16 protein-coding genes and 1 tRNA gene are annotated in these 16,523 nt (G+C 65.1%); 11 read left to right on the top strand and 6 right to left on the bottom strand.

The genetic code is table 11. The features are described 5' to 3' along the window. Positions 1–106: 106 nt before the first annotated feature. The 4 genes from fabF to fabD all read right to left on the bottom strand — a co-directional run bounded on the left by fabF (position 107) and on the right by fabD (position 3,579). The gene (fabF, locus tag ACMVO5_RS00830) at positions 107–1,369 is read right to left on the bottom strand and encodes a beta-ketoacyl-ACP synthase II (protein WP_416908200.1); all 1,263 of its coding nucleotides are present in this window, start codon (positions 1,367–1,369) and stop codon (positions 107–109) included. Between the two features lie 186 nt (positions 1,370–1,555). Continuing rightward, positions 1,556–1,795: an acyl carrier protein gene (locus tag ACMVO5_RS00825; RefSeq protein WP_416908199.1), complete on the bottom strand. Its 240-nt coding sequence runs from the start codon at positions 1,793–1,795 to the stop codon at positions 1,556–1,558. Between the two features lie 103 nt (positions 1,796–1,898). Then, positions 1,899–2,636: a 3-oxoacyl-[acyl-carrier-protein] reductase gene (fabG, locus tag ACMVO5_RS00820; protein ID WP_416908198.1), complete on the bottom strand. Its 738-nt coding sequence runs from the start codon at positions 2,634–2,636 to the stop codon at positions 1,899–1,901. A 4-nt stretch (positions 2,637–2,640) separates the two neighbouring features. Beyond that, positions 2,641–3,579: an ACP S-malonyltransferase gene (gene fabD / locus ACMVO5_RS00815; protein ID WP_416909386.1), complete on the bottom strand. Its 939-nt coding sequence runs from the start codon at positions 3,577–3,579 to the stop codon at positions 2,641–2,643. A 277-nt stretch (positions 3,580–3,856) separates the two neighbouring features. Here fabD and ACMVO5_RS00810 point away from each other — a divergent pair, with 277 nt between their 5' ends. Further along, positions 3,857–4,990: a tetratricopeptide repeat protein gene (locus ACMVO5_RS00810; RefSeq protein ID WP_416908197.1), complete on the top strand. Its 1,134-nt coding sequence runs from the start codon at positions 3,857–3,859 to the stop codon at positions 4,988–4,990. Between the two features lie 79 nt (positions 4,991–5,069). On the opposite strand, the gene bfr is transcribed toward ACMVO5_RS00810, so the two are convergent. Both bfr and mutL read right to left on the bottom strand, forming a co-directional pair. Next, positions 5,070–5,549: a bacterioferritin gene (bfr, locus tag ACMVO5_RS00805; RefSeq protein WP_416908196.1), complete on the bottom strand. Its 480-nt coding sequence runs from the start codon at positions 5,547–5,549 to the stop codon at positions 5,070–5,072. A gap of 485 nt (positions 5,550–6,034) precedes the next feature. Beyond that, the gene (gene mutL / locus ACMVO5_RS00800) at positions 6,035–7,849 is read right to left on the bottom strand and encodes a DNA mismatch repair endonuclease MutL (RefSeq protein WP_416908195.1); all 1,815 of its coding nucleotides are present in this window, start codon (positions 7,847–7,849) and stop codon (positions 6,035–6,037) included. A 185-nt stretch (positions 7,850–8,034) separates the two neighbouring features. On the opposite strand from mutL, the gene ACMVO5_RS00795 reads away from it, so the two are divergent. From ACMVO5_RS00795 to ACMVO5_RS00750, 10 genes are all read left to right on the top strand, one after another. Further along, positions 8,035–9,075, top strand: a complete 1,041-nt coding sequence (locus tag ACMVO5_RS00795) for a rod shape-determining protein (RefSeq protein ID WP_416908194.1) — start codon at positions 8,035–8,037, stop codon at positions 9,073–9,075. A 94-nt stretch (positions 9,076–9,169) separates the two neighbouring features. Then, the gene (gene mreC, locus ACMVO5_RS00790; RefSeq protein ID WP_416908193.1) at positions 9,170–10,045 is read left to right on the top strand and encodes a rod shape-determining protein MreC; all 876 of its coding nucleotides are present in this window, start codon (positions 9,170–9,172) and stop codon (positions 10,043–10,045) included. After that, entirely contained in the window at positions 10,042–10,635 is a 594-nt protein-coding gene (gene mreD, locus ACMVO5_RS00785) for a rod shape-determining protein MreD (protein ID WP_416908192.1), read from the top strand. Before mreC ends, mreD begins: the two co-directional genes overlap by 4 nt. 23 nt (positions 10,636–10,658) lie before the next feature. Beyond that, entirely contained in the window at positions 10,659–12,638 is a 1,980-nt protein-coding gene (gene mrdA / locus ACMVO5_RS00780; protein WP_416908191.1) for a penicillin-binding protein 2, read from the top strand. A gap of 18 nt (positions 12,639–12,656) precedes the next feature. After that, positions 12,657–13,760 carry a rod shape-determining protein RodA gene (gene rodA, locus ACMVO5_RS00775; protein WP_416908190.1) on the top strand — a complete coding sequence of 368 codons (1,104 nt, stop codon included), beginning with the start codon at positions 12,657–12,659 and terminating at the stop codon, positions 13,758–13,760. A 71-nt stretch (positions 13,761–13,831) separates the two neighbouring features. Beyond that, a tRNA-Lys gene (locus ACMVO5_RS00770) sits at positions 13,832–13,907 on the top strand. 250 nt (positions 13,908–14,157) lie between these two features. Then, the gene (locus ACMVO5_RS00765) at positions 14,158–15,207 is read left to right on the top strand and encodes a hypothetical protein (protein ID WP_416908189.1); all 1,050 of its coding nucleotides are present in this window, start codon (positions 14,158–14,160) and stop codon (positions 15,205–15,207) included. An 82-nt stretch (positions 15,208–15,289) separates the two neighbouring features. Then, entirely contained in the window at positions 15,290–15,544 is a 255-nt protein-coding gene (locus tag ACMVO5_RS00760; protein ID WP_416908188.1) for a helix-turn-helix transcriptional regulator, read from the top strand. Continuing rightward, complete coding sequence (locus ACMVO5_RS00755) at positions 15,541–15,816, top strand: hypothetical protein (protein ID WP_416908187.1); 276 nt, start codon at positions 15,541–15,543, stop codon at positions 15,814–15,816. Before ACMVO5_RS00760 ends, ACMVO5_RS00755 begins: the two co-directional genes overlap by 4 nt. Continuing rightward, the gene (locus ACMVO5_RS00750; RefSeq protein WP_416908186.1) at positions 15,813–16,313 is read left to right on the top strand and encodes a hypothetical protein; all 501 of its coding nucleotides are present in this window, start codon (positions 15,813–15,815) and stop codon (positions 16,311–16,313) included. Before ACMVO5_RS00755 ends, ACMVO5_RS00750 begins: the two co-directional genes overlap by 4 nt. Positions 16,314–16,523: the final 210 nt, after the last annotated feature.

Genomic DNA, 16,523 nt, shown 5'->3' with positions numbered 1-16,523 from the left:
CAGGGCGCGAGAAAGGCAGGCACGGCGACGAGCAGCAGCAGGGCCGTGAAGACAAGGACGAGCCTGGAGGTGCGATGGCGCGGCATGGCGGACGCGCGCTCCGCTATCAAACGCCGCGCATGATCAGCGTGGCGTTGGTGCCGCCGAAACCGAAGCTGTTGTTGAGGACAGCACGGATGCGGCGGGGCTTGGCCGTATGGGGGACGAGATCAACGCCGGCACAGGCCTCGGACGGATTGTCGAGGTTGAGCGTGGGCGGGGCCACCTGATCGCGCAGGGCCAGCAGGCAGAAGATCGATTCGACCGCGCCCGCGCCGCCGAGCAGATGGCCGATGGCGGACTTGGTGGAGGACATGGAGAGATTGTCGAGATCGGCGCCGAACAGGCGGCGGACAGCGCCAAGCTCAAGCTCGTCGCCCATGGGCGTCGAGGTGCCATGGGCGTTGATATAGTCGATGTCGGCCGTCGAGAGGCCCGACTTCTTCAGCGCCATCTGCATCGAGCGGAAACCGCCCGAGCCTTCGGGATGCGGGGCAGTGACATGATAGGCATCGCCAGAGAGGCCATAGCCGATGACCTCGCCGTAGATTTTCGCGCCGCGGGCCTTGGCGCGCTCATATTCCTCGAGAACGACGATGCCGGCGCCCTCGCCCATGACGAAGCCGTCGCGGGCCTGATCATAGGGGCGGCTGGCGCGGGTGGGCTCGTCGTTGAAGCCGGTGGAGAGCGCCTTGGCCTGGGCAAAGCCGGCGATGCCGAGCGGGCAGATGGCGCCTTCAGCGCCGCCGGCGAGCATGACATCGGCATCATCGAGCGCGATCATGCGGGCGGCATCGCCAATGGCATGGGCGCCCGAGGAACAGGCGGTGACGACGGCGTGATTCGGCCCCATCAGGCCATATTTGATGCTGACCTGACCGGAAATGAGATTGATCAGCCGGCCATGAACGAAATGCGGGCTGACGCGGCGCGGCCCCTTGGTGTGGAGCACGATCGATTCGGATTCGATGCCGGGCAGGCCGCCGATGCCCGAGCCGATGGAGCAGCCGGCGCGCAGCCGCTCTTCCTCGGTCATGTCGGTGAGGCCTGCGTCTTCGATCGCCTGGCCGGCAGCGTCGATGCCATAGATGATGAAGGGATCAACCTGCCGCTGGACCTTGTAATCGACCCGTGTGTCGGCGCTGAACGTGTCGCCGCTGCCATCGCCGCGCTTGACCTCGCAGGCGATGCGGCAGGCATAGCCCTCGGGATCGAAGCGGGTGATGGTGGCGGCGCCAGATCTGGAGGCGAGGATGTTGGACCATGCGGTCTCGACATTGGCGCCCAGCGGCGTGACCAGCCCCAGACCCGTGATGACTACGCGACGCATGATGTCATTGTCCTTTCGCGTCCGGCCGCAGGGCGGCGTCCCGATGTTGAATTCATATCAGTGGCGCATTGTGCGCCATATTGTCCAGCCACGGCAACGCGCCGGGCCAGACAGGCGAACGGCCCCCCGCGTTGCCGCGACGAGCCGTTTGCGGGTCTGGCAAGCGCCAGGGCGGAAGGATGATGCTCAGCCCTTGGCGTTGCTGGCGATGAAGCCGATGGCATCCTTGACGGTGAGGATCTTCTCGGCCGCGTCATCGGGAATTTCGACACCGAATTCCTCTTCAAAGGCCATCACCAGTTCGACGGTGTCGAGGCTGTCGGCGCCGAGATCATCGATGAAGCTGGCGTCTTCGGTCACCTTGTCGGCTTCAACGCCGAGATGCTCGACAACGATCTTCTTCACGCGGTCAGCAACGTCGCTCATGGGATTTCCTTCAACAGCTGTGGGTTGGAACACTTGAGGTTGGCTTCGCACTAGCCTTGCCGGGCGCGGCTGACAAGTGCGTGAGCGCGTGGGCGGCCATGGCCTAGGGCATCGCCATGCCACCGTTGACGTGGATGGTCTGCCCGGTGACGTAACCGGCCTCGCGGCTGGCCAGCCAGACAAGGGCGGCGGCGATATCGTCACCGCTGCCCAGACGGCCGGCGGGGATGCGGGCGAGCAGGGCCTCTTTCTGGGCGTCCGACAGGCCGTCGGTCATCGGCGAGGCGATGAAGCCGGGAGCCAAGCAATTGACGGTGATGCCGCGTGAGGCCAGCTCCTGCGCAAGCGCCTTGGACATGCCGATGAGGCCGGCCTTGGCGGCGGCATAATTGGCCTGGCCGGGATTGCCGGTGACGCCGACCACCGACGTGATGGAGATGATACGGCCGAAGCGCGCCTTCATCATCGGTCTGGCAGCGGCGCGGGCAAGACGGAAGGCGGCCTCGAGATTGATCTGATGGACGGCCTGCCACTCCTCGTCCTTCATGCGCATGATGAGATTGTCGCGGGTGATGCCGGCATTGTTGACGAGAATGTCGAGCTTGCCGAGCGCCGTGATGGCGGCAGGGACCAGCGCCTCGACGCTTTCGGCATCGGCGAGGTTGCAGGGCAGGCAGACGGTATCGGGGCCAAGCTCGGCGGCCAAGGTTTCGAGCGCGTCGGGTCGTGTGCCCGAGACAGCGAGGCGGGCCCCCTGCCCTGCCAGCGCGCGGGCCAGCGCCTGGCCGATGCCGCCGGTGGCGCCGGTGACGAGGGCGGTCATGCCTGTGAGATCGAACATTGGTCTAGAGCTCCTTGGCGAGTGCCTCGACGCCGGCCATGTCGGCGGCGGTGAGGACCTTGATGTCGGGGGCGATGCGGCGGACCATGGGGCCGAGCACCTTGCCGCCGAGTTCGACCAGCGTGGTGACGCCCAGCGCCTGCATGGCGAGCACCGATTCGCGCCAGCGCACGGTACCGGTCACCTGATCGACGAGCAGGCCGCGGATGGTGGCGATATCGTGGACAGGTGCTGCGGTGACATTGGCGATGAGCGGCACCACCGGCGGCGCGAAACTGGCTTTGGCGAGCGCTTCGGCCATGATGTCGGCGGCGGGCTGCATCAGGGCACAGTGGAAGGGCGCCGAGACCGGCAGCAGCACCGAGTGGCGGGCGCCGCGCGTACGGGCGAGCGCCATCGCGCGGGCGACCGCCGGCGTGTGACCGGAGATGACGACCTGACCGGGGGCATTGTCATTGGCGGCCTGGACGATTTCCGTTTCGGTGCTGGCTTCGTGCGCGATGGCGGCGACATCATCGAAGCCGAGGCCAAGGAGCGCCGCCATGGCGCCTTCGCCGGGGGGAACGGCGGCCTGCATGGCATCACCCCGGGTGCGCAGCAGGCGAGCGGTGTCAGCCAGCGGAAGCGCAAGGGCGGCGCAAAGTGCTGTATATTCGCCAAGGCTATGGCCGGCGACGAAGCTCGCCTTGTCGGCGAGCAGCAGGCCGGCTTCGGCCTCCAGCACGCGCAGCGCGGCGATGCTGGTGGCCATGATCGCGGGCTGCGCATTGGCGGTCAGCGTCAGCGTGTCCTCGGGGCCGTTCCACATGATGTCGGTGAGCCGCTGGGACAGGGCGTCATCGACTTCCTCGAAGACGGCACGCGCGGTGGGGCTGGCCTCGGCAAGGCCGCGGCCCATGCCGACGGACTGGCTGCCCTGCCCGGGAAAGATGAAGGCGCGAATGAGAACCTCCTGCGGCTTGGAAGCGGAAACAGAAGCGGGTGCCTAGGGGTTTGGTCGCGCGGATGCAACCGCTTGCCGCAGGCGGGCGCGCGAGACGCCGCATTGGAAGAGCCGTCCGAGCGGCGCAGTTGCATGGGGCGCGTGATTGGGTATGAATAGGGGCGTGTGCCATGGGGGTGGCGGGGATCTGATCGTCGTTCACCTTATGGCCATGGGCGCTCTGCCTGAATGGACATCATCAAGGGCCATCATGGCTCGCTTGAAAACGAGGTTGATCATGACTGTTTCGAAGACATCCGGTTTTAAGGCAGCGCTGATGGCCGCTGCGGTGCTCGGCCTTGGTGCCAGCCCGGCTGCTGCTGCCGTCTCCAAGGCCGTGGGCACCGCGCTTCAGGAAGCCCAGACGGCAGCCAAGGCGCGCAACGCAAGTGCGGCCGTGGCCGCCGTGGAGCGCGCGCAAGCTGCGGCCAAGACGCCGGAAGAAAAGCAGAAGTCGGCGCAGATGGCGGCTTATGTCTACACCGCGACCCGCCAGTACAGCAAAGCCGCAGCCGCACTGCAGGCCGTAGGCGCGCCGCCTGAGCAGCTGGCGCCAGTCTATTACAGCGGCGGCATGTACGACAAGGCGATCGCCGAAGCGCGCAAGGGCAGCGGCGAGAAGATGCAGATCCTGATAGCGCAGGCGCTGCTCAAGAAGGGCGACAATGCCGGGGCTGTGAAAGCCTATCAAGCGCTGATCAAGGCCAATGGGCCGAAGTCGATGTATCTCGAGAATCTGGCGGGCGCGCAATACAAGTCGGGGGACAAGGCGGGCTATCTCGCGACCACCGAGCGGCTGGTACGTTCTGACAGTTCGCCGCAGCGCTGGAAGGCGCTGCTCACCAACTTCCGCCAGAACCCGATGCGGCCGGAGGCCAAGCTGGCGATGTTCCACCTGATGAACGCCACTGGCACGCTGGACCGTCCGGAAGATTATGCCGAATTCGCCAAGCTGGCGCTGATCGCCGGCCAGGCGGGCATTGCGGAGAAGGCGCTGGCCAAGGCGACGCTGCCCGATGATGCGATGACCCAATCGCTGGTCACCGCAACGGAGCGGATGGCGGCATCGGCCGCGAAGGATGCGGTGTCGCTTTCGGCCGGCGAGACAACGGCATTCCGCGGCGCCGGGGCCTATATGGGGCTTGGCCAATACGCCAAGGCGATCGAGGTCTATGACAAGATCATCGCCGGCGGCGGCAACCAGGTTGATCAGGCCAAGGTGTTCAAGGGCATCGCCGCGCTGATGGACGGCAAGGTGTCCGTGGGCAGGACCGTGCTCGACGAAGTGGGCGACAAGGCCGGGATGCAGGAGATTGCGCACCTTTGGTGGCTCTATGCCAGCACCAAGGGCGCCGTGCCGAAAATGGCGTGACGCCGCGGGGCAGGCAGCAATGAGAAAGGGCTGGCGCGGCGCGCCAGCCCTTTTTTTCATGCGCAATCGGGGTCGCGGATCAGCTTTCGGCGGGCTTGGACTGGAGCTGGAGATAGTTGGCGAGGCCCATTTGCTCGATCATCGACTGCTGGGTTTCGATGAAGTCGATATGCTCCTCCTCGGACCGCAGGATCGAGGCGAAGAGATCACGGCTGGGATAGTCCCGAATCGAGTCGGCATATTCGACCGCGTCTCGGAGCAGTGCCACGGCATCATGCTCGAGATCGAGATCGGCCTGGAGGATTTCGGGGACATTCTCGCCGATGCGAAGCCGGTTGAGCTGCTGCATGGCGGGCAGACCTTCGAGGAAGAAGATGCGCTCCATCAACGCATCGGCGTGCTTCATCTCGTCGATCGATTCGTGCCGCTCATATTCGGCAAGGCGGCTGATGCCGAGATCTTCGAGGAGGCGATAGTGAAGCCAATATTGACTGACCGCTGTCAGTTCGCCCTTCAGCACGCCGTTGAGAAATTCGATGACCTTTGGGTCGCCCTTCATGATTACTCTCCTTTGGGAGGCTCTTTTGCGACAGAAAAATGACTTTGGTCAAGGAAAGCACGTCGAAATGCGACAATAAACGACGATTATCTTGTATTTATTTTTGCAAAGCATTTTCACTAGCGGAGAACTCAGACAAAAACACGGTAATGCTTCGCACAAGCAGCGCGAATGCATTGCAATATTGAGAGACGGCTCAGGCCGGCGTCAGCTCGGACTCCAGCAGGCTGCGGGCAAACGGCAAGCACTGGCCGCACTTCACCTTGCAACCCAGCGTAGCGTAGGCGCTATGCGGGCAGGCGCGACCGGCCGTTCGCGCGGCCTCGCGCACCTGACGTTCCTTGAGTGCGTTGCAGACGCAGACGATCAAGAGAGCCTCGCATGTTCGGCACGGCCAAGCCCGTGCTGTTGCGAAACGTTATCGCGCTTCCTGCGACCTGTTGCAAGTGATTATCAGGTGCGCCTTGCGATTTATTCGTGGGGCTCTATCGGCGGCCAAACAGCTTTTCGATATCGCTGAGTGCAAGGCGGACGAACGTGGGGCGGCCATGATTGCACTGGCCGCTGTGCGGCGTGGCTTCCATCTGGCGCAGAAGCGCGTTCATCTCGGGGATGGCCAGGCGACGGCCAGCGCGGACGCTGCCATGGCAGGCCATGGTCGAGACCACTGCATCAAGCCTGTCACGCAGGCTGAGTGCGGCGCCCCAATGAGCGAGATCGGCGGCAAGGTCTTCGATCAGGGCGCGTGCATTGGTGCGGCCCAGAATCGCCGGCGTCGCGCGCACCAGGACGGCCGCGGGCCCAAAGGCTTCGATTTCGAGGCCCAGTTCGGCAAGCTCAGCCGTGCGGGCGATAATGCGTGCGGCCGATGGCTCGTCGAGTTCGACGGTTTCGGGGACCAGCAGCCGCTGGGCGGGTGCGGCGCCACCCGCGAGCGCGGCCTTCATGCGCTCGAGCGTCAAGCGTTCATGAGCGGCATGCTGGTCGACGAGGATGAGCGCGTCGTCAGTTTCCGCAACGATATAGGTGTTGTCGATCTGGCCGCGTGCCGCGCCGAGCGGGAAGGCGGTTGGCTCGGGCGCTGGTGGCACGCCGGGCGCGTCAGGGGCGCTGGGCTGAACCGGAAAGGCGGGCGGAAACTCGGTGAAGAGGCGCGGCGGATCGGCCAGCGCTGGGGAGGCGGCCAGTGACGGTGCCGGCGGCAGCTGGGGGGCCTGAAAGGCGCGGAGCGCTGCGGTGCTGATGTTGGCGGCGGGGCGCTGGCCCGCAGCGTCGAGCGCGCGGCGGATGCCCGAGACGATGAGGCCGCGGACGAGGGCGGGATCACGAAACCGGACCTCGGTCTTGGCGGGGTGAACATTGACATCGACGAAGCCCGCCGGAACATCGAGGAACAGCGCGGCGACGGGATGACGGTCCCGCGCCAGCAGGTCCATATAGGCGCCGCGCAGGGCGCCGGCGAGCAGCCTGTCCTTGACCGGACGACCGCCGACGAACAGGAACTGCTGGTCGGCGACGCCGCGATTGAAGGTGGGGATGGCGGCGAGCCCGCCCAGCACCAGACCTTCGCGCTCCAGATCGACGGGAATGGCGCTTTCAACAAAATCGGTGCCAAGGATGGCGGCGAGACGGGTGAGCGTGGCGGCGGCTGGGCTCTCCTGGGTGGCGGGCGCAAGGGCAAGCAGCCGCCGACCGTCATGGGTCAGGGTGAAGCCGACATCGGGCCGTGCCATCGCGAGGCGGCGCACGACATCGAGGCAGGCAGCGAGCTCGGCGCGCGGCGAGCGCAGGAACTTGCGGCGCGCCGGCACCTTTTCGAACAGCGCTTCCATGGTGACGGTGGTGCCGGGCGGCTGGGCTGCAGGGCCGTCTTCGCACAGCCGCCCATGGTCGACGACGATCTGCCAGCCGTCCTGCGCCTGCTGCGCCCGACTGGCCAGACGCAGCCGGGCGACCGAGGCGATGGAGGGCAAGGCTTCACCGCGAAAGCCCATGGTGGCGATGGTGCTCAGGTCGTCGTCGGCCAGCTTGGAGGTGGCGTGGCGTTCAAGCGCGAGCGCCAGCGTCTCGCGGTCCATGCCGCAGCCATTGTCCGCGACCTCGACCAGCGTTGTGCCGCCTTCTGACAGGGTGATGGCAATGCGGCTGCTGCCAGCATCGAGGGCGTTCTCGACCAGCTCCTTCAATGCGCTGGCCGGACGCTCGACGACTTCGCCGGCCGCGATCTGATTGACCAGATGGCTGGGCAGGCGGCGGATGCAAGGCGGCGCGGCAGCTGTGGGGGTGGGGAGAGCGAACACGGACACCAGCCTAGCGGTCTGCGTCGGGCTTGTCATTTCGCACGTCAAGCCGAGCCGCGCAGGCCAGGGGGCATCTTGCATTGTATGGCAAAGCGCGACAAATGGCCCTGAGCCTCGCCCCGGCTTGTACAACCGATTCTCCCTGCGCGAACTGCCGCGCCAACTTGCACTGGTCCCCTGTCCCGATGTCGCTTTTCAGCCGGATGTTTTCGTTCCTGAGCCAGGACATGGCTATCGATCTTGGTACGGCAAACACGCTGGTTTATGTGCGCGGCCGCGGCATTGTGCTGAATGAGCCTTCGGTGGTGGCCATCGAGACGATCCGCGGCACGCGGATCGTCAAGGCCGTCGGCAATGAGGCCAAGGTGATGATGGGGCGCACGCCGGGCAATGTGGAATGCATCCGCCCGCTGCGTGACGGCGTGATCGCGGATATCGACGTGGCCGAGCAGATGATCAAATATTTCATCGCCAAGGTGCACACCTCGCGGCTCCCGCGCTTCCCCGAAATCGTGATCTGCGTCCCCTCGGGCTCGACCAGCGTCGAGAAGCGCGCCATTCGCGATGCCGCGAACAATGCGGGCGCCAGCCAGGTCTATCTGATCGAGGAGCCGATGGCGGCGGCCATCGGCGCCGGCATGCCGGTGACCGAACCGATCGGATCGATGGTCGTCGATATCGGTGGCGGCACCACCGAGGTGGCGGTGCTCAGCTTGCGCGGGCTGGCCTATACGACGAGCGTGCGCGTGGGTGGCGACAAGATGGATGAAGCGATTGTCTCGTATGTGCGGCGCAACCACAATCTGATGATTGGCGAGGCGACGGCGGAGCGCATCAAGACCTCGATCGGCATCGCCAAGACGCCGGCCGACGGGGTCGGCAAGACGCTGGAAATCAAGGGCCGCAACCTGATGAACGGCGTGCCAAAGGAGATCAAGATCAACCAGGCCCAGGTTGCTGATGCGCTGGCCGAGCCGATTGCGACGATTGTTGAAGGGGTGCGCGTGGCGCTGGAGAATACCCAACCCGAACTGGCCGCCGATATCGTTGACCAGGGCATTGTGCTGACCGGCGGCGGGGCGCTGCTGGAGGCGCTTGATGTGGTGCTGCGCGAGGCGACCGGCCTGCCGGTGACGGTGGCCGACGACCCGCTGACCTGTGTCGCGATCGGGACGGGGCGGGCGCTGGAAGACCCCATGTATCGGGGTGTTTTGACGACGGCTTGACGGCTTGCGCTTGGGGTGCGCCGCCGAACTTGATAGGAAAGCGATGCCGCCGGCCTGCAGAAGCGCGCTTGGCCCCAGGCGCTGAAGGACTTTGATGGACTGGACGCCCCCTCCCCGCCGGTCGAGTGCGATGCGGCGCGAACAGAACCTCGCCATTATCGGCGCTGTGGTGACCGGCGCCGTGCTGACCGTCGGCCTGGTCTTGATGCTGCTGGCGCGTTTCAACCCGGCGGTGGGGGCGGGCCTTCGCGCTGCCGCCCTGGATGTCGTCACGCCGATCTGGACCGTGGCGCGGGCGCCATTTGACGGCGTGGCAGCCATGGTCGAGGGCGCGGGCAGCTATCTGGGGGCGGTGGAGCGGGCCAAGCAACTGGAACGCGAACTGGCAGCGGCGCGGGCGCAATTGCAGGTGGCGCAGGCCGAACGCGTGGCGCTGGCCCAGCTGCGGCGGCTGTCTTTGACCGTAGAGCCGCAGCGCAGGCTGGTGGCGACAGCGCGGCTGGTTTCGGCCACACCGACAGCCACCGGGCGCACCGCCCTGCTTTCTGCCGGGCGGCAGGACGGCGTGGAGCCGGGCATGCCGGTGCTGAGCGCCGACGGCCTGATCGGGCGGACGGTGGATGTGGGGACGCGCGCCGCGCGCGTGCTGCTGCTCGGCGATGCGCTGAGCCGCGTACCGGTGATCATCGTGCGGACCCGACAGGCGGCGCTGGTCAGTGGTGACGGCACGCAGCTACTGACGATGACCGAGCGCGTTGGTGCGCAGGATGCGCTGTTTGTCGGCGACCGGTTGGTGACGTCCGGCGAGGGCGGGATCTTTCCACCCGGCGTCCCGGTGGGCACGATCGTTGATGCCGATGAGCCGCAGCGGGTGCGCCCGGCAGCATCCGTGATTGGTCAGGGGTTTGTGCGGGTGGAAGGCGCCTTTGCCGCGGCTGCCAGCGCCGAGCTTGGCCCGGAGGACGAATGAGCAACCGGCCGCGCCTGACGCCGGGCGTTGGCAGCCCGCTCGATGGGCGCCCCCCGCTGCGGCTGATGAGCCCGCATGAGCGGCGGCGCTTCTGGATGGCACAGACGCGGCTGGCCGTGCCGGCGGCGAGCACGCTGGCGCTGCTGTTGCTCATGGGGGCGCCGCTGCCGGTGGCGCTGCCGCTGATGCCGCCACTGGCGGTTCTGGGTGTGTTCGTCTGGTCGATGTTTCAGCCTGGGCTGATGCCGCCATGGGTCGCGTTCCTGATCGGGCTTGTCGGCGACATCGTGTTTGCCCAGCCGCTGGGTGTGGGCGCGACGGCGCTGGCGCTGGTGGCGGTGTTCGTGCGATGGTTTGAGGCTCGCTATGGCCATCATGCCCATGGTTTTGACTGGGCCATGGCGGCACTGGTCACGGCGGGCCATACGCTGCTTGTCTGGCAGTTGATGGCGCTTGCCGGACGGCCAGTGCCGCTCGCGCCGATGGGCTGGGGCTGGCTGACCGGGCTTCTCGTCTATCCCGCGATCGTCTTGCTCTGTGCGCGGCTGCAACGCCGGGCGCTCGGTCGCGCCCGGGTGGCGCGCGGCTGATGCGGGTGTATGGATAGGGCAGGATGAAGGAAATCGGCCCGCCTCGCGAAACGCGGTTCAGCCGCCGGGCGCTGCTGCTTGGCGGCGGCATGGGTCTGGTGGGGACGACGCTGGCCGGGCGGCTGGCCTGGCTTTCACTGTTCGAGGGCGAACGGCTGGCAGCAGCGGCCGAGCGCAACCGCATTCGCAACCGGCTGGTGCCGCCGCGGCGGGGCTGGATCATCGACCGGAGCGGTGCACCGCTGGCCGTGAACCGGCCTGATTATCGGCTTGAACTGCTGCCGCGCGAGATGGAGGACCTTGACGCAACACTGGCACGCATCGGCGAGGTCTTGCCTCTGGGCGCCGACGAGCTGGCGCGGATCAGGGCCGATGTCGCTGACCAGCCGGACTGGATGCCGGTTGAAGTCGCCAAGGGTCTCGACTGGCCGGCCTTTGCCGCACTCAACGTGCGGGTGGCCGATGTGCCTGGTGTACATCCGGTGCGCGTGTTCAGCCGGCATTATCCGGGCGGCGAGCCCTTTGCCCATCTGCTTGGCTATGTCGGGCCGCCCAGCCCCGAGCAATATGAGAAGGAGCGCGATCCCCTGCTTGTCTACCCCGGGTTCCGGATCGGCAAAGACGGGGTGGAGCGACACGAGGACCGGCGGCTGCGCGGGCGCGCCGGGGCCCGGCGCGAGGAAGTGACCGCGCGCGGCCGGGTGATCCGCGAGCTGGAATTGACGCCTGATGAGCCAGGCGAGACGCTGCGGCTGACCATCGACCGGGATCTTCAGGCCTATGCGGCCCGGCGGCTGGAGGACAATAGCGCCAGCGCGGTGGTGATCGACTGCCTGACCGGCGAACTCTTGACGATGATCTCGATGCCGGCCTTTGATCCCAATGTGTTTTCGACGCGGGTTTCGACCAAGCTTTGGCAGGCTTTGCAAGACGATAACCACACGCCGCTGCTCAACAAGAGCGCAATGGGGGTCTATCCGCCGGGCAGCACCTTCAAGATGGTCACCGCGCTCGCCGCGCTGGACGCGGGCATCGCGCCCGAGGCCAGCGTCAACTGCACCGGCCGCTACCCGATGGGCAGCAATGTCTGGCATTGCCATGCGCGGCGCGGCCATGGCCGGGTGACGATGGAAACCGCGCTGCCCAAGAGCTGCGACACATGGTTCTATGAATTTGGCCGGGAAGTGGGCATCGAGCGCATTGCCGAAATGGCGCGGCGGCTGGGGCTAGGCGAGGAATTCCCGCTGCCACTGCCCGGTCAGGCGACCGGTCTGGTGCCGGACAATGACTGGAAGATGCGCCGTTACAATCAGCCATGGAATGTGGCCGAGACGCTCAACTGCTCGATCGGCCAAGGCTATCTGATTGCCAATCCGCTGCAACTGGCCGTGATGACGGCGCGCATCGCGTCTGGACGAAAGGTCATGCCGAAGCTGCTGCTCGACGATGCGCCGGCGGCGCCGTTTGCCGCGCTGGGTATCGAGGACGCACATCTTGAAGTGGTGCGAAAGGGCATGCGCGATGTGGTCAATGCCTCGATCGGAACCGCGCCGCGGGCGCGGGCGCAGGTGCCCGGTCTGGTCGTTTGCGGCAAGACCGGGACGGCGCAGGTAAGGCGCATTTCATCGGCCGAGCGGCGAACGGGCGTGTTGCGCAATGAAGCCCTGCCCTGGGAATATCGCGACCATGCATTGTTCGTGGCCTATGCGCCGGCCGATACCCCGCGCTATGCGGTGAGCGTGATCATCGAGCATGGGATTTCGGGCGGGCGCTATGCGGCCCCCATCGCGCGCGACCTGCTGACCTTTCTTCACGACCGGGATCGGGCGATGGCATCGCTGGAACAGATCGAGGCCGCATCAGCCCGGCGCAAGGCGGCAGTCGCGCAGGCCGAGGCGTCGGCGGGCACGATGATGCCCGCCATCTTGCCCGGCGTGGCGCAGACGCCGGCGGCTTCGGTTCAAACAGGCGCGGCGCCGCAAGCGCCGCGTGAGGTCGAGTAGGCGGGGGAGTAGCCGGCGATGTTCAACGGACCCTGGGCGCGCGAGCTGGCAAGGCTGCCATGGTCGATCGTTCTGCTGATCACGGCGATGGCGGGCTTCGGCATGGTCATCCTCTATTCCGCCGGCGATGGCTCGATGGAGCCATGGGCGCTGAGGCACGGCATTCGCTTTGCCGTGCTGGGCACGCTGATGCTGCTGATCGCACAGGTCAATCCGGACGTGTGGCTGCGCTATGCCTTTGCCATCTATGCTGCGCTGGTGCTGGCGCTGTTCGCTGTCGAGCTGATCGGCCAGGTGGGTGGCGGCAGCCAGCGCTGGCTCGATCTGGGGGTCATCCAGCTGCAGCCTTCGGAATTGATGAAGATCGGCATCGTGCTGGCGACCGCGCGCTATTATCATTATCTGCCGCGCGGCTTCGAAACGCGGCCAATGGCGCTGTGGCCGCCGCTGCTGCTGATCGGCGTGCCGACCGCGCTGGTGATGTTGCAGCCCGACCTCGGCACGGCGCTTTCGATCATGGTGGGCGGCGTGGCGGTGATGTTTCTGGCCGGCGTGCGGCTCTGGCTGTTTGGCGCGGCTGCTCTGGCCGCGCTGGCGGCCGCACCGCTGGCCTGGTCGATGCTCCATGACTATCAGCAGCGCCGGGTGATGATCTTTCTCGACCCCTCGATCGATCCGCGCGGCGCGGGCTATCACATCACCCAGTCGAAGATCGCCATCGGCTCGGGCGGGCTGAGCGGCAAGGGCTTTCTTGATGGCACCCAGAGCCATCTGGAATACCTCCCCGAGCTGCACACGGACTTCATCTTTGCGACCATGGCCGAGGAATGGGGCCTTCTCGGCGGGCTGGCGATCCTTCTGGGCTTCGCGGTCCTGCTCGGCTGGGGGCTGGCGGTGGCGATGCGTGCGGCCACGCAATTCGAGCGGTTGATGGCGGCGGGGCTGGTGGTGACGCTATTTTTCTATGTGGCCGTGAACATGATGATGGTGATGGGCCTGGCGCCTGTTGTCGGGATCCCGCTGCCGCTGATCAGCTATGGCGGCTCGGCGATGCTCACCGTGTGCATCCTGCTCGGGTTGATCATGGGCGTTCATCGCAAGCGCCTCGCGGACCGTGGGTGACGCGCAGCTGATTATGGGGGTGGACAGGCAACGGAACGGCTGCTACCTCGCCGCCCTCGCCACGGTGCGACGGACGCATAGCTCAGTTGGTAGAGCAGCTGACTCTTAATCAGCGGGTCCTAGGTTCGAGCCCTAGTGCGTCCACCAAAACTTCCAATTAAGTTCAGTGGTTTAGTTGGGAGACGTTAGCCGACCTGATGCTCTATGGAGCCTAATTTTGGCTATAGGCTCCCTATAGGCTCCACCCCTTTGCATCGATGCGATTCGCACCAAGCTATCCACAGTTGTGGGTCGATGGATAGCGAGAGCAGATACGTTGGAGCCGAGGGAGCAGCCACCAGCATGAACGCCCATTCTCCACGTTGTCCCTGCGCCCTCCAATTGCTAAGCTTCTGCAATGGGCAAGCCGCGCTCCAGCAAATCTGCTGAGATTGACTTCGATGACTATGTCGAACGGCGCATCAGCGAATTGGGGCTGTCTACCAACCTCAAGGATATTCGGACTGCGGCCACTCATTTCGAGAACGTAGTCGTACTTGTCGAGGGCCTAGCGGTTGGCCTGCTGGTGTTCGCCGCCATTTGCCTCGGCTTTATCCTCTACACGGTCGCTCGCACTCCCGAGCTTTCTGCTGGCGAAGTGTTATCCATCGCCCTCGCCGGGACGATAGGTCTTTTGTGTGTTTTTGTTGGGACGCGACCGAAGAGATGGGGGTACGGCCTTTGGCGGGGTTCGCAGTGTGCTGTGAAGTGCCGCCAGCAGAGCAACATTGATGCCGTGCTCCATGAGGTGAACGCAGGCAACCACTCGATCATGCGCCTGACGACATCTGGGGCGGGTGCATTCGGCAGTCCTGTGAGCAACAGGCCAGTCGACCTCATTCTTAGCCAGAATGTGCTTTCTGATCCGTGGATCGCGGCCACATTGTTTGGCAGCAAGAATAAGAAGCGGCGATTCATCGTCGTCACGCCAGAGCCTACCGGCGATTGGTTCAATTTCTATCTCTGGCATCCTCCCGTGGCACAGGAGCTACTGCACCTGTTCGACAAGACGCCCGACATCTACCCTGATGAACGGATCAAGCGGCTGAAGGTGAGGATCGCCTTGCAGGTCATCATCGACCTAGTGTCGGCCAACGCTGAGGTCCCATCCCCGCGAAGCCTGAATAAGTCAAACGTGGTCAAGAGGTTCAGGAGCACCCTGAAGATTGAAGCCTCCCGGCTACTTCAAGCTGGCGAGATCAACGACCTTGAGGAACGGCTGCTAAGCAGGGTCAACATAACGGGCGATGACCCATCCTTCGATCCAGCTGCCGAAGGTAAGAAGCACACCAAGAAGCCGCATAGCTGGTTTCTTGAGCTGAAGGGTGGCCGGTATGCGGCAGTGATCGACCCCTTGTCCAAGACCGTTCAGGCTGAGCTGAATTTGTCGCCACGCTTCATCGCGTAAATTTTCTCGCCAATTGGTGACCAACGCAGCGACCGATAACTCGCGATATGCATGATGAGGGGCCTCTTCAACGGAGGTTCCCATGCGTGAAACGACAATTACTCTCCTCAATATGCGGCAGCTCCAGGCTGCGCTCAACATCCGCTCGCGTTCAACCATCTACAAAATGGTCGCACGCAATGCTCTGCCCCCGCCCTGCATAATAAACCGGCGCGGTTTGCGTTGGCGCGAAAGTGATATCAGCAACTGGATCGCTGGCCTTCCTGCTGCCGGGGGTGCGCAATCGTTGGAGCGCGCCAGCGAAGTTGCCGAACGCTCTCAAGGCAAGCCGTCATGAGCAGCGAGCCTCTGCATCGCCCCCGCGCCATCGCCGAGCTTGCGCCAAGCCTTGAACGGATTGCGGGCCACGCGGTCGCCATCGAATTGCTGAACTGGCCAGTCGGGGGTCCGCAAGGGACCTGCTGCGGCGGCTACCTCACGGTCGGCACCACCCGCCTGTGGCTCAATGCCGAGCACGCCAGCAACCTCGCGGACCGTGTCCGCTCGGCCATCGACGAGGCTGTGATCAGCGCCTCGCCTCATCCCCATTCCATTCGGAGATTGTCATGACCTACCGCCGCGACCTGTTTTACGAGATCGTCGCTTCCGCTGATTTTCAGGCCGCAATGGTCGGCCCGATGATCGATGATTTCGTCCAGAAGATGAGGCGGCCTGGGGCCGATGGCGCGACCTATCGCGGCTTCATCGAGGACTGGCTCTATCTCCAGCGCCCGCTCTTCGACCGGTTCAAGGGGGTGCGATACAACGTCCAGTTCGAAGGCCCGCCGCTGATCATCGACCAGCGCGAATACCCCCTTGGCGGATACATCGAGCGGCAGCTCGAATGGGCCAAGCTAGACCCCGTCGACGCCCGCGAATTGCGCCAGCGCCTGCGCGGAGCCGTAGACGGCATCGTGGACGATTGGATCGGCGGTCGCCCGATGCAGTATCTGCCTTCGATTGCCCAGAAGCCTTTCAAGGATCGTGCTGCGGTGGACGCTGCGGATCACGCAGTGATCCGCGACTTCGTCGCCTCCCGGAATTCCAGAACGGGAGACGATCAATGAGCAAAGCAGGGTTCAAGCAGGAAGCGGAGAAAGGCTGCGATGCTACGCATCGAGCCAGTTTCTCAGTCACACACCAGACGCGCCCTCGCGGGGCAGGATTCCGCCATTTTCGCGGGGGGCGATGCGCGCGCTCTTTCTGCGGCGCGCTGAAAACCCGCGCATTTGCGCCATTTCTGGAGCGCGCCAATGGCGCGCTCCGGGAGGCGCGGC

The sequence above is a fragment of the Polymorphobacter sp. genome, assembly GCF_048007885.1.
In the GTDB taxonomy this organism is placed as follows: Bacteria; Pseudomonadota; Alphaproteobacteria; order Sphingomonadales; family Sphingomonadaceae; genus Sandarakinorhabdus.
The sequence above is the reverse complement of the archived record's forward strand: the minus strand, read 5'-3'. Positions and strand labels throughout refer to the sequence as shown.